The sequence below is a fragment of the Streptomyces sp. NPDC048337 genome (genome assembly GCF_043201175.1).
Classification (GTDB): Bacteria; Actinomycetota; Actinomycetes; order Streptomycetales; family Streptomycetaceae; genus Streptomyces.
In genome coordinates, this window is the sequence record NZ_JBICYR010000012.1 from 1 (window position 1) to 12,831 (window position 12,831).

Sequence of the window (12,831 nt, forward strand, 5' to 3'; positions counted from 1 at the left end):
TTCTGCTGAGTTCCAGCCGGGCCCACCACCCCGCCCCTACACTCCGAGCGAACCCTTCGACCAGGCCAGATAGCGAACCGCCACTGGAGTACTAGCGCCCAACGCAGGCTGGAAGCCGGTCGCCACCATCACCGCCGGCGACTTCACCGGCTCCAACCAGTTCGACCTCATGGTCCGCTGGGACGACGGCAGGATGACTCTGCACGGCGACGTCGGCTCCAACGGCCTGGGCGCCGGCGTCGAAATGGCTCCCTCCGGGTCCATCTGGAGCCACGCCACCCAGATTGCCGCGGGCCGCTTCAACGCAACCACCTACGTCACCGACCTCATGGTGCGGTGGTCCGACGGCGAGCTCAGCCTGTTCACCAACGTGGGCGCCGGCACCCTGGGCCAGGAATACAAGCTCAAGGACCCCAACAGCACCTGGAAGGAAGCGACACTGCTGACGTCCGGGCAGTTCTCCGGCAACCAGAAGTGGGACCTCATGGTCCGCTGGGACAGCGGCGAACTCGACAACTACGTCGGCACCACCACCGGCGGCCTCGGAGGTGAGCAGCGCATCCACGGCCCCAACAAGACGTGGACCCACAGCGTGATCATGACCACCGGACAGTTCACCAGTGACGGCCTCACCAACGACCTCATGATCCGCTGGACCGACGGCGAAACCACCATGTACCAGGACACCCGCATGAACAGCCTCGGCACCGAGCGGATGATCTCCCCGCCAGCCTGAACCTGCAGAGGCCGAGGCGTGCACACGGGCCCGCGTCAGATCACTCGCGCGCAACTGCCTTCACCCATCTCGCGAAGTCCCATCTCGCCCGTCCGCGTCGCGTTCCACCTCGCCAAAACAATGGCGACGGACCCAGACATCAAGTGACTGACGACGCCCTGGCCTCGCTGCGCTTCTTACTCGACGCCGCGTGGTCGAGGTCGACCAGACGCGGAAGGGAGACCTCACACTGATGTCCCAGGGCATCACTGCGAAGCGGTCCGGACGGGCTGCGCTCGACGGTGACCTGGCTTGTCTGCCAGGTACCTGTCTGATCACCACCGCCGCCTACCGTGTTTCGGCCTTTCGAGACGGCAGTCTCCACCGGGGTCCCCTAAAGAGGTATCAGGGCCTGCCACGACAGCTTCGCTCCGGTTGCCCGGGCAGGACGTTGCCCCCCCGCAGTTGCGCAGTTCGATCAACTGCGATCCGGTTCGAGGAGTGACGGGAGCCTCGTGGGTGGCCACCCGTCGCTGAAGGTGCGGAGGGATTCAGGCCAGGCCAGCGCTACTAGCCGGCAAGACGCACCAGGTTCTGACGACCATGCAGCTGTACAGACGACGCGCTGGTTGGCCAGCCGCCGTCTCGTATCGGGTCCACGTGGCCCTTCAATTAGAGAGGAATCTTTTCATGCACCGCATTGCCCAGGTGGCTGTGCTCGTGACAGCCGCCGTCGCTTTCAGCGCCCCCGTCGCAAACGCCGACAGGTCCTATATCTACAACAGTTACAGCGATGACGTAACAGACTGGCATACCGGTGTCAGCTGGGGCGGTGCCTTAGCGTGCGACATGGACCAGGACGGGAACTCTGTGAAGGCCCACTTCACGCGGGACGACAACTCCTCACACGAGGCATGGGCGCAGGCCGGAAACGGAACCTGCAACGGCGGATTCGACCTCAGCAGCACCAACCGGGTCAAGAAGCACCGCTCACAGCAGATTCGTGACTGGGCAACCGACCCCTACGGCCCCTGGAAGTACCGGCCCTGATCCAGCACATGTTCATCGCGCGGAGCCGGGATGTTCGGTACACCCGGCTCCGCGCTGCCCGGCTGACAACGAGGAAGCATGAGAACCGACCTGCACGATCGAGAGACAGCCGCAGTAGAAGTGAAGGACCTGTATTACAGCATCGGTGATCGCCGTCTTCTGAACGGGCTCTCCCTTAGTGTTGCTGCCGGATCATCCGTGGCGGTGACAGGCCCCAGCGGCTCGGGGAAGACGACTCTCCTCTGCTGCCTCAGCGGTCTGATCCCCGCCTCGTCCGGTGTCATCCGCATCGCCGGCGTCAACATCTCCCAGGCATCTGCAGGCGAGCGAGCCGCAATGCGGCTGCGCACCGTGGGTACCGTCTATCAGTTCGGTGAGCTGATACCGGAACTGTCGCCTCTGGAGAATGCCGCACTACCGGTCCTGCTCGCCGGCGGCAACGCGAAGAAGGCATACGCGGACGCACAGAGCCTGCTGGATGAGCTCGGCGTACTGGAATCCTCATCCAAGAACACCGCATCCCTGTCGGGCGGAGAGCGTCAGCGTGTCGCCGTCGCCCGCGCACTCATCGGCAGGCCTTCTGTGGTTCTGGCGGACGAACCCACCGGTTCCCTCGACGCGCGGACGGGCGACGTCGTCGCTGATCTGCTGTTCGATCTGCCCACCCGCTTTCAGTGTGCGCTGATCGTGGTGACCCACAATCCTCAAATTGCCGCCCGCGCCGACCGGACGCTTGAGCTCACCGAAGGACGCCTACTCACGGACTCAGAGGGTCGCAGATGAGCAGGCACCTGGCCATGCTCCGACTCGGTCACCGGGTAGGAACGTCCAGCGGTGTATCCGCCCTGATCCACCGCTTCGGACTGTTCGCAGCATCCTTCCTCGTGCTGTGGGTGGCCTGGAGCCTCCTGGCCGTAAATGCCAGTCTGGCCGCTCGTCAAGAACGACAGGACGCCCGTTCCCCGGTCATGGCCGAGCAGAGCCAAGAGGCGGTGGCCCTATGGCTGGAGCGCCCGGACTACGCCGATGGTCAGGCCATATCGGTCATCTTCCTGGAGCCACTCCAGGCAGATGCCAGCCCGCCGCCAGGCCTTGAGAGGTGGCCTGAGAAGGGTGAGGCCTTTCTTTCACCCCAGGCCGCAAAGCATGCGGCCGGAGCTCTCATCTCCCGCTACGGCACCATGGGTGGGACCATCGGGCGAACGGGTCTCACCGAACCCGATGAGTTGCTGGTGTACACCCGTTCCCCCATCGAAGGAATCTTCGGTGAAACGAGTCACAGAACACGCATATCGGGCTTCGGGCATCCGAATTCTCAGTTCATCGACTACTTCACCGTGAGCCACCAGTTCGAACGGTCCTCCGGCGACCTCTGGATACTCCTTCTTCTCTTCACCGTGTTGCCGGCCGCAGCCTCTCTCACGGTCGTGGTGCGCGGCGGCGCGGAGCTGAGAGACCGCCGAATCTCGATGCTCGAGGCTCTGGGAGCTTCATCTGCAGCACGCCTGCTGGTGGTCACCGGTGAAGCCGCGGCCCCTGTAGTGGGGGGCTCGCTCCTGGCGGCAGCCGCTGCGTGGGCCACGACCCTGTGGGACACCGTCCTTCCGTTCACCGGGTACACCGTCTCAGCTGGTGATGTGGCCTCACTGCGCATACGGACCCCCCTGCTGATTCTTGCTGCGGCCACCCTCGTCCTGGGGATCAGCGCGCTGCGCTACGTGATTCCCCCCAGGCGGACGACCACCCGCCCGCAGCAGACCAGAACCACGCCCGGACGGACGGCGTGGGTGCTATCCGGGACCGGGTCATCCCTGTGCCTGTACGGAACATGGCGAGCAGACGGTCCGGGGCGGGTCGCCTTCTTCTTCGGAGCCATGCTCGTACTCGCAGCCCTCCCCGTCCTTGCCGGTCGCCTGTCAGGCTCTCTCGGATCGGCGATCGCCTCGCATTCGCTCCGCAGGGGCGATGCAGCAGGACTCATCGCCGGACGGTGGCTCGCCGCCAGACCCGTCGTCCTCGCCGTACTCAGTGCGGCAATGATCCTGGGGCTCGGCCTCACGACCCTGGGCCAAGTCGTCACCAGCCAGCTCGAAGGCCCGGAAATCGTTGCCAAGCGCTTGGCCGGCGTAAACAACCGCAACGCCGTCCTGATCAAGGCATCAGGTGATCCATCCCGATTCGACCAGCTCCGCCGGCAGCTCCCAGACCATCCCACAGCCCTCATCTACCGCGACGGCGGCCGCACGATACTGTCCGCCGACTGCGAGTCGCTGGCATTCTTCGGAACACTCACCACCTGCCCCACGGCCGTATCAAAGCTGACTGACGCAATACCGACCGTTGAGACTGCGCCCCGCACAGCACTTGCAGTGCTCGGTCTCTCACCGGACATGGTGAGCATCACCACCCAGCACCCAGGCATCACCGACCCCGCAAACGTCTCCCTCGTGGTCTTCAACACCTCGGGCGGAATCGGAGCCGTTCACATCTGGGGTGCCGCCTACCGGACGCTAGGCTTCCCCATGCTTGACGTGCCGGTGGAGTCCGGGATGCTAGGCGCGCAAGCCCGGAGCGACTACGTCAAGTGGGTGTTGGATGCCTCACTGATCGGCTTGCTTGCCCTAGTCCTCGCCGGAATCGTGGGTGCAGCCTCCGTATTCGATGACCAGGCGCGAAGCCTCGGCCCCGTGGCCTCGTTCCGAAGCGACAGGAAGTTCTACCTAAGAGTGGCCCTCTGGAACCTCTCCGTTCCTCTCGTTGTCGTGGGAGCAGGCGCCGGAGTGGCTACGTACCTGCTAGGCCAGATGCTGCTCTCCATCGGCGACGGAGGCGAACTCTCCGCAGGACTAGTCGCCGCTGGCTCCCTCAGTATCGCCATCGGCGGTTTGATCATCGCCGTCATATGCGCTGAGATCGCGACACGCCGGGGCCGAATCTGGCGCCCTACAAACGACTGACGCAACAACTCTTCATCCCCTGTCCGTGCATCCCGACCTTCCGCCGACAGCGGGAGCATGCCCTGCGTCGCTCTGGGCTTGCCCACACTGTCAGCGGGAGGCTTGCCCAGCTCTCAGGGAGCTTGCCCGGGCCGGAAGCGGGAGCGCCAGCCGCCGGCCTTCTCGGCGGTGACGGCGGCCTCCTGCTCCAGGCGGTCGCGCTCGGCCTGGTCCGCTGCCGCGACGGTCTTGGCCTCGCACGGCTCGCACAGCGTCGGGTGCCACCGGTGGCCCGGCTCCGGAGACAGCTGGGTGTTCTGCCCGCGGTCGTTGTCGAACCTCGTATCGCAGCCGACGCAGGCAGGGCGGGCGGCCTCGCGCTCGGCCCTCTCCTGCTCGGCCGCGCGGCGCAGCTGCTCCTGGTACTACGCCTGTTGCGCCTTCATCCGCTCTGCCCGGCGGGCGAGGACGGCGTCCCGGCGGGGGTTGCCGATCGCGTCGTGGAGGGGCTGCATGTGGGTGCGGCCGAAGCGGAGGAAGACCGGGCCGTTGGGGCCGTGCTCGCGCAGGTTGCGCAGGCCGGTCGCGATGATCGGGATTTTCCTGTCGTAACTGCTGTACCCGTCGGCCGGCTCGCCCGCCCACAGCGGGCGGGTCAGTTCCTGTAGCCGCGGGACGGTGCGGTTGGGGTCGCGGGCGCCGATGTGGTTGAGGGCCAGGAGCACGGGCGGGTGCGGGGCCTCGCCGTACTCGACGGCGCGGGCGAGCCAGCGGGTGCGCCACATCGGCTTGTCCTTGCCGTCGGTGTCCTTGATCTGCCGCTTGAAGAACCGGTGGTACTTCGCGAGCTTCGCCGCGATCTCCTCGGCGGTCTCGTGGCAGTTGTCGACCTCGATGAACAACAGCGGGATCCCGTCCTGCGGCGCGGTGAGCACGATGTCGGCCTGGGCCCCGCCCTTGCCCGGCGCACCCCACGTCCCGGTCGCTGGGAGCGGGACCTCGGTCGCGTACGAGGCGATCGTGCCGACACCAGCCGGGGCGTCGACGGCGGCCTGCGCAGCCGCCTTGGCTTCGGCCGGCTCCGCAGTGAGCAGCTTCAGGTCGGGCTTGGGGCGGAGCATCGCGATGACGGTCTCGTTGACGGCCATGGGGTGTGTGGCCCGGCTGGAGCCCGCGCCGCGACCGGTCGAACCCATCTCCGTCAGCGGGCGCCCGAGCTCGTAGGAGGCGGCTTCCAGGCCCTTGGTGGTCAAGTTCCGCAGAAGGAAATCCCCCGGGTGCGGCCCAGGGCCTGCGGCATCCCCACGTACGAGTCACGCCCATTGGTCAAGGCATCCAGCGACTCGCCGAGCCAGCGCTTGTCCGTACCGTGCTCGATGACGACGTCGACATCGTTCGGCTCCAGCGCACCGCGCGCTTACGACCCGAAGACGTACACCTCCTCCACCAGGCCCAGCGGCCAGTCACCCTCGAACCGCGCGGTCATGTCCGCCAGCAGACGCGTGGCGCGCTCGCGCTTCAAACGACTGCCCAACAACCTCTGCCACGGCACTCCCCGCGCCAACTCGTACTCCTCAGCCGCCGCAGCAAACTCCTCGGGGACCTCCCGACGGTCCGCCACGCCCGCCACCGCAACCTGCGGAAGCGAACCACCGAACGTCCGCAGCCGCGACCACCCCAGCGACCGGCCGGCCTTCCGCGGCGCCGAACGGATCAGATCTACCCCGCCCAGCTCCTCTGCCTCGTCAACCCCGAGCCGGAGTTCGTACGGCCCGCCGAAGCCACCCCCACCCGGCGGACACGAACGACGCAACCCGCCCGCACCCAGCGTTCCGCCGCACCCCAGCCCAGCCCAGCACCAGTGAGAACCGATGACGCACACCCCAGTGCACATCACACGACGCCCATCACCCTGTCGTGGGCTGGTGAATCTGCGCAGTGGGGGTGAAACGTGATCGTCGGCGCCGCCTAGTCGTTTTCAGCGCCAGGGGTCGAGGGCGTGCTTGCCGCTGGTCTGGCCTTCTTCCAGCTGCCGCAGCACGTCCGGCCCCAGGGCCAGGGGGTGGATCTGCGGAGTGCCGGGCGGGTAGACGCCCTGGGCGATGAGCTCATCGAGCTCGACGAGCAGTTCCTTGAAGGCGGCTGGGGCTGCGGCTGCCCACTTGAAAATGTGCAGGCCCCTGACCTGGGCGTAGTGGGTGAAGAGAAGGTCGCGGGTGGAGAACTCGGCGTGCCCGGAAGCGGCACCGAAGATGACGATGCGTCCGGTGAACGGCTTGGCGACCGCCAGGCTGGCCCCGAAGGTGGCCTCTCCCACGGATTCCAGGACCAGGTCGACACCGCCGGTCAGGCGCAGGATCTCCTCGGCGAGATCGGGGCGTCGGCTGTCCAGGACCTCGTCGGCTCCGAGGCCCTTGACGGTCGCGTGCTTCGCCGGGGAAGCCGTGGCGATGACGCGGGCGCCGTAGTGGCGGGCGAGGCGGACCGCGGCCTGGCCCACGCCTCCGGCCGCCGCGTACACCAGCACCACCTCGCCCGGCTTGATCTCGCCCATGGGCTTCAGTGCCGCCAGCGCGGTCGCCCAGTTCAGCACCAGGCCGAGGGATTCGGCGTCGCTCCAGCCGGAAGGTACGGGGAGTACGCCGGCGGAGTGCATGGTCGTGTACTGCGCGAACGCGCCCGCGCCGACCCCCACGACGTGGGTGCCGAGCGGGAGCGGGCTCTCCACGTCCGGGGCGGCGGCCACGATCTCGCCGACGGCTTCGAAGCCTGCCACGTAGGGCGCCTGCGGCCCACCCTCGTAGATGCCACGGCTCTGCATGACGTCCGCGAAGTTGACCCCGGCGGCACCCACACGGATCAGGTACTCACCGGACCCCGGGACGGGGCGGGGCTGGCCGGCCGTGAGGGTCAGGTCCTTCGGACCCTGGTGCGACTGCTGGACCAGGGCCTTCATCAGTTGCTCGTGAGTGCTCATGGGCCGACCGTAGGAGGCTGACGCTTGTGTCAAGGTCAAGTGGCATTCACGAACTGGCCGGACGGGCCTTCTGGAGGAAGGCGTCGAGGGCCTCCTGCTGGCCGCTGAGGATGGCGATGCGTGCGGCGAGGCGGTCGCGGTGGCTCTGCACCTCGGCCAGGAACTCCGGACACACTTCGTCGGGGTGATCCGTGAGGCGCGGCAGGACTTCCCTGATGAGCCGCACGGGCAGCCCGGACTCCAGCAGCTCGCGGATGACCAGCACCCGGTCGAGGGTCGACTGGCAGTAGTCACGGAACCCGTTGGCGCACCGGCCGGAGACGATCAGGCCCTCGGCCTCGTAGTACCGCAGCGCGCGAGCGCTGACACCGCTGACCCTGGAAGCTTCGCTGATCTGCATATCCGGCCACAACGTTCAGGCGCACCGCGATCTTCCGGTACTCCCTCCGCTACTGGAAGACGAGGCATGTGCCCCCTTCCCCGCAGGCGCCCCCAGCCCGTGCTCCTCCGCCGCGCCGGCTGTCACGGTGTACGAAGAGAACGGACAACCGCGCCCTCACGTCCCACCCCGGACGGCAGCACCCCACCGGTTTCTGACTGACCACCACGCCGATCAGTGCCTTCGCCCCCACCCCATGGGCACCCCGGTGACCATCACCCGCAGTGTCGGTCACGGCCAGAGCGGTGTGGGCGATCGGCAGCATGCCGGTCCAGGCGGATTCGTTCTTCTCGGGGTGGTGGGTCAGTTGCTGTGGGCGGTGATGTCGCCGTAGCTGGTGGTGGCGTGGATGTTCAGGGCGGCGGTGGCGCCGTGCGAGTTGTTGAGTGCGTTGTTGATACGGCCGTAGCCGGTGCCGGCGTCGAGGGTGGCGGAGACTCCGCGGGCGGCGCCGAGGGTGATGTCGCCCGCCTCCGTGTGCAGTTCGAGCCTGCCGCCCATGGCCTCCGAGATGTGGATGTTGCCCTTCTGGGTGCTGATCTCCGCCGGGCCGTCCAAACGGCCGACCGCGATGTCACCGGACTGCAGGGCCAGGCGGGCGCCGGCGGTCTCGTCGAGCTTGACCGAGCCCGCTGCGCCCTCGAAGACCACGTCGCCCAGGCGTCCGACGCCCCGGAACTCGGCGGCGGCCGCCTTCGCCTCCACGCGGGAACCGGCCGGAAGCTGGACCGTCACCTCTACCGATCCCGAGTTGCCCAGGATCCGGTTCTTCGCCGGGGCAGCCTCGATGCGCAGGACACCGTCGTTGTAGGCGACCTTGATCTGCTCCGCCGACTTCACGTCGCGGCTCTTCGAGGCGTTGGCGGGAAGGACCTCGACGGTGGTGTCGGACCGATCGGCCGCGATGAACCGGATCAGGCCCGCGGGGATGTCCAGGACGGCGGCGATCGGGGCGGTGGTGTCGAACTTCTGCATGGTGGCTCTCCTTGAGCTCTTGTCGTTTCCGATGACCCAAACGCTACGTTGCCTTCACGACTTCGGCAACAAGTTCGTTGCGTAGAATTTGTATCTCTGCTGGTCAGAGGCGCTATTTCATTGCAATGGCCTTGTGGAATAACGCAACGACAGTCATGTGTCCGTTGCAATAGAAGGGTCGCGCCGCCGGTGTCGGATAGCCAGCGTGTCCATCGCGCTGCTCGTACGAACCGCAGGTCGTGGCCGCCGATATCCTGCGCGGCATGATCAATTCGGATGCGGGTCTCGATGATGCCGGGGTCGCGATGGCGGCGGTGCGGGCCGGGGCCAGTGTGGTGCGTGGCATGTACGGTCAGCGGCTCGGGCGGGTTGACAAAGGGGGCGGGGACTTCGCCACCGCGGCCGATGTGGAGGCTGAGGAGGCGATCCTCGGGGTCATCCGTGCCGCCCGGCCCGATGACGGCGTGCTGGGCGAAGAGGGCGGACAGCAGGGGGCCGCGGAGGGTGCGCGCCAGTGGTTGGTGGATCCCTTGTGCGGGACGCTGAACTACGCCGTCGGCAACATGGTGGTGGCGGTCAACGTGGCGCTGCGCGGTGGGGCGGCGGCGGTGGCCGATCCGTTCAGCGGCGAGGTCTTCTTTACCGATGGTGAGAGTGCGTGGGTGCGGCACGGCGGGGTCGATGTGCCCGTGGCGCCGAGCTCTGGTACTCGGTTGGTGGATGTCAATCTGGATCCGCCGTTTCCCAGTGCGCCCGGGTTCCGGGCTGTGGAGTTGCTGGCGCATCCCGGGTTCGTCGAGCGGTTCCGGCCCCGGGTCGTGTCCACGACGCTGGCGTTGGCCTGGGTCGCCGCCGGCAAGCGCGCCGCGTACGTCACCGACGGCGGCGACCTGTCGGGGAGCGTGCATTTCGCCGCCGGCATCGCCCTGTGCCGGGCTGCCGGCTGTGTGGTCACCGGGATCGACGGCGGGCCGATCGGAGAGGCGGGCCGCGGACTCGTCGTGGCCGCCGATGGGGAGACGCATCAGTTGCTGATGTCGATGATCCGCGGGTGAGAGCCGGCTCCGTCCCGGGACGGCGACCGTGTTGCCATGCCGTGGCGGGTCAGGGGGCTGCCGTCCGGGTCTGGGTGAGCGTGAAGGTGCGGGTGGGGGTCCAGGGGGTGCTGTGGAGGAGGCGGCGGGTCATCTGGGCCCAGCCGAGGGGGGCCGCGGCGATCACCCAGGCGTCGGGGGCGGGGGCCGTCAGGCGGCGGGCCGGGCGGAGCCAGGACGCGGCGTGTTCGGGCCAGTCGACCGTGGCCAGGATCTCGCCGCCCAGGGAGCGCCAGGCTGTGGCGAAGGCTGACGCGGCCGCGACCGAGGCGTGGTCGCGGCTGTGGCCTATCACTACAGTTCGGGATCCGGATCGGGTCACTTGGGTGATCAGGGTGGTCAGTTCGGCCTCTGTGTGGGGGGCTGGGGGTGGGAGTGCGGCGTAGGCGGCTTGCTCTGTCGGGGTGAGGCGGGGGGATCCTCCTTTGGGCCCCCGCCCTGTTCGGATTTCCATGCCCTGTACTCCTGCGGTAGGCAGCGGGCGCACGGGCGGTAGCCCGCTGCTCGGGCGGTGGGTTCGTCGGCGAAGAAGACGCGGTGTGTGATGTAGCCGCCGCGGGCGATCGCCCGGAGGGCAGAGGGGCAGTCCAGGCGGCCGTAGAGGCGGGCGCCGCGGTGGCCGCCCAGTCGGCCCGGGGTACGTGACGTGTAAGGGTGGCCGTCCGGGCCGATCAATGCGTACACCCGTCAGGACGCGTCGTGGAAGACCAGGCCCAGGGCGTGGCGGCGGCCGCTGCGGACCGTGCTGACGCCGTGGCGTACGGCGCCTGCGGACCAGCCCCGTTTGGTTTGGACGGGGCGTTCGCTGGTCGTGAAGATCAGGCCGTGGCCTTGGGGGAGCGGGGTTGTCGTGCCCCGGGACTGGGCGCGCGGGCGTTGTTCCACGAGGAGGAACTCGCCGCCCGTGTAGTCGGTGCCGTAGGCGTCCAGGCCGATGACGACCTGCATCGGGAAGACCAGGTCGCCGAAGAGGTCGCGGTGCAGGGCGTTCCAGTCGCCTTCGTCGTAGCGGAGGAGGATTTGGGCGGAGCGGTCCTGGCCGGCCGCGTGGCACATCCCGATCCATTCGTCGAGCTCGTCCGGCCAGGGGGCGGGGCGGTTCAGGCGGGCCGCCCAGTCGCGGGCGATGGGGAGGAGGTGGGGGTAGAGCGCCGCGCGGAGGGCGGCCACGGGTTCGGGGAGGTCGTGGGTGAAGTAGCGGTACTCGCCCGATCCGAAGCGGTAGCGGGCCATGTCGATGGTGGTGCGGAAGCGGTCCTCGTCCTCGTAGAGGGAGGACAGGGCGCGGCATTCGGTGGGGGTGAGGAGTTGGGGGGTGAGGGCGCAGCCGTAGCTGTCCAGTTCGTGGGAGATGGCCTTCCAGTCGGCTGTGCCGGTGCGGTCTCGCGCGTTCATGGGCGGCTCTTTCGGTCAGGGCGTGAGCATCGGCTGGAGGGCGCCCTCGTGGGTGAGGAGGGCGACCTTGCGTTCGATGCCGGCGGCGTAGCCGCGCAGGGTGCCGTCCGCGCCGATGACGCGGTGGCAGGGGCGGATCAGCAGGAGGGGGTTGGCTCCGATCGCCGCGCCCAGGGCGCGGACCTGGCCGCGGGGGATGTCGAGGTGGTCGGCGAGGGCGCCGTAGGTGGTCGTCGTGCCGTACGGGATCTTGTCGATCTCGGCCCAGACTCGTTGCTGGAAGGCCGTGCCGTCTGCGCGGTACGCGAGGTCGAAGTGCGTTCGGCGGCCTTCGAAGTACTCGTGGAGTTGGGCCACCGCTTCGGTGAAGGCCTCGGGGGCGTGGTGCCAGTCGTCGCGCGGTGGGGTGGCGCCGCGGGTGCCGGGCATTGAGAGGGACAGCAGGGTGGTGGTGTCTCCCACCAGGAGGAGGTCTCCCAAGGGGCTTTCGGTTGTCGTGAAGAGTTTCATCGGGCGTGCCCTCCTTGTGTTCAGCGGGCGTTGTGGAAGATCAGGCCCAGTACCGTGCGCCGGCCCCGGTCGACGGCGTTGGTGCCGTGCTTCATCGGGTGGCGGCGGAAGCCGTGGACGCCGCGGACGGGGCGGTGCCGGACGGGGAAGATCATTCCCTGGCCTTGGGACGGTTTGACGACCAGCGCCCGGGACTGGGAGCGGGGGCGTTGTTCGACGAAGACGTTCTCGCCGCCGGTGAAGTCCTCGTCGGGCTGGTCGAGCATGATGGCGATTTGGAGGGGGAAGACGAGGTCTCCGTAGACGTCCTGGTGGAGGCAGGCGTAGTCGCCCTTGTCGTATCGCAGGAGGAGCGGTGTGGGGCGGGACTGGCCGTCGGCCGCGCACTCGGCGAGGAGTTCGTCCAGGGTCGCCGGGTAGCCGCGCTCCTTGAGCTGCGGGGCCCACTGGTTGGCCATCCAGGCGACGAGGGGGTACAGCTCTTCGCGCAGTCGGCCCACCAGCGGTACCGCGGCGGGGTCGGCGAAGTACTTGTAGGTGCCCCGGCCGAACCCGTACCGCTGCATCACCACGGTGGAGCGGAAGAGCCGCGGCTCGTCGAAGAGGGCGGCGATCTCCTGGCACTGTTCGCGGGTGAGGAGGGGCGGGGTGAGGGCCACGCCGTCCGTGTTCAGCTGCTGGAACAGCTCGTCCCGGTCGAGTGCGTCGAGTGCGGGGTGGGGTGCGGGAAGGTTCATGGT

14 protein-coding genes are annotated in these 12,831 nt (G+C 68.1%); 5 read left to right on the forward strand and 9 right to left on the reverse strand.

Features of this window, described 5'->3' with window-relative positions; genetic code table 11:
* Positions 1 to 193 precede the first annotated feature (193 nt).
* From ACGFYU_RS20370 to ACGFYU_RS20385, 4 genes are all read left to right on the forward strand, one after another.
* Positions 194 to 736 (forward strand): hypothetical protein, encoded by a 543-nt coding sequence (locus ACGFYU_RS20370; RefSeq protein WP_393828684.1) that lies wholly within the window; start codon positions 194 to 196, stop codon positions 734 to 736.
* 669 nt (positions 737 to 1,405) lie between these two features.
* The gene (locus tag ACGFYU_RS20375; RefSeq protein WP_393828685.1) at positions 1,406 to 1,765 is read left to right on the forward strand and encodes a hypothetical protein; all 360 of its coding nucleotides are present in this window, start codon (positions 1,406 to 1,408) and stop codon (positions 1,763 to 1,765) included.
* 78 nt (positions 1,766 to 1,843) lie between these two features.
* On the forward strand, positions 1,844 to 2,548 hold the full coding sequence (locus ACGFYU_RS20380) for an ABC transporter ATP-binding protein (RefSeq protein WP_393828686.1): 705 nt from the start codon (positions 1,844 to 1,846) through the stop codon (positions 2,546 to 2,548).
* A gap of 185 nt (positions 2,549 to 2,733) precedes the next feature.
* Positions 2,734 to 4,722, forward strand: a complete 1,989-nt coding sequence (locus tag ACGFYU_RS20385) for a hypothetical protein (protein ID WP_393828687.1) — start codon at positions 2,734 to 2,736, stop codon at positions 4,720 to 4,722.
* A 404-nt stretch (positions 4,723 to 5,126) separates the two neighbouring features.
* Here ACGFYU_RS20385 and ACGFYU_RS20390 read toward each other — a convergent pair whose 3' ends face one another.
* From ACGFYU_RS20390 to ACGFYU_RS20405, 4 genes are all read right to left on the reverse strand, one after another.
* Positions 5,127 to 5,954, reverse strand: a complete 828-nt coding sequence (locus ACGFYU_RS20390) for a replication-relaxation family protein (RefSeq protein WP_393828688.1) — start codon at positions 5,952 to 5,954, stop codon at positions 5,127 to 5,129.
* Positions 5,955 to 6,679: 725 nt separating this feature from the next.
* Entirely contained in the window at positions 6,680 to 7,678 is a 999-nt protein-coding gene (locus ACGFYU_RS20395) for a zinc-binding dehydrogenase (protein WP_393828689.1), read from the reverse strand.
* Between the two features lie 46 nt (positions 7,679 to 7,724).
* Entirely contained in the window at positions 7,725 to 8,078 is a 354-nt protein-coding gene (locus ACGFYU_RS20400; protein ID WP_393828690.1) for a MerR family transcriptional regulator, read from the reverse strand.
* A 342-nt stretch (positions 8,079 to 8,420) separates the two neighbouring features.
* Complete coding sequence (locus ACGFYU_RS20405; protein WP_393828691.1) at positions 8,421 to 9,092, reverse strand: DUF4097 family beta strand repeat-containing protein; 672 nt, start codon at positions 9,090 to 9,092, stop codon at positions 8,421 to 8,423.
* 263 nt (positions 9,093 to 9,355) lie between these two features.
* On the opposite strand from ACGFYU_RS20405, the gene ACGFYU_RS20410 reads away from it, so the two are divergent.
* Positions 9,356 to 10,147 (forward strand): inositol monophosphatase family protein, encoded by a 792-nt coding sequence (locus ACGFYU_RS20410; protein ID WP_393828853.1) that lies wholly within the window; start codon positions 9,356 to 9,358, stop codon positions 10,145 to 10,147.
* A 49-nt stretch (positions 10,148 to 10,196) separates the two neighbouring features.
* Here ACGFYU_RS20410 and ACGFYU_RS20415 read toward each other — a convergent pair whose 3' ends face one another.
* The 5 genes from ACGFYU_RS20415 to ACGFYU_RS20435 are packed head-to-tail and all read right to left on the reverse strand — an operon-like array spanning position 10,197 to position 12,828.
* A complete protein-coding gene (locus tag ACGFYU_RS20415; RefSeq protein WP_393828692.1) occupies positions 10,197 to 10,481 on the reverse strand; it encodes a hypothetical protein in 285 nt (94 codons plus the stop codon).
* A 44-nt stretch (positions 10,482 to 10,525) separates the two neighbouring features.
* Entirely contained in the window at positions 10,526 to 10,870 is a 345-nt protein-coding gene (locus tag ACGFYU_RS20420; RefSeq protein ID WP_393828693.1) for an Ada metal-binding domain-containing protein, read from the reverse strand.
* Positions 10,871 to 10,873: 3 nt separating this feature from the next.
* Entirely contained in the window at positions 10,874 to 11,581 is a 708-nt protein-coding gene (locus ACGFYU_RS20425) for a 2OG-Fe(II) oxygenase (RefSeq protein ID WP_393828694.1), read from the reverse strand.
* A 15-nt stretch (positions 11,582 to 11,596) separates the two neighbouring features.
* Positions 11,597 to 12,091, reverse strand: coding sequence for a methylated-DNA--[protein]-cysteine S-methyltransferase (locus tag ACGFYU_RS20430; RefSeq protein WP_393828695.1), 495 nt, complete (start codon positions 12,089 to 12,091; stop codon positions 11,597 to 11,599).
* 20 nt (positions 12,092 to 12,111) lie between these two features.
* Positions 12,112 to 12,828: a 2OG-Fe(II) oxygenase gene (locus tag ACGFYU_RS20435; protein ID WP_393828696.1), complete on the reverse strand. Its 717-nt coding sequence runs from the start codon at positions 12,826 to 12,828 to the stop codon at positions 12,112 to 12,114.
* Positions 12,829 to 12,831: the final 3 nt, after the last annotated feature.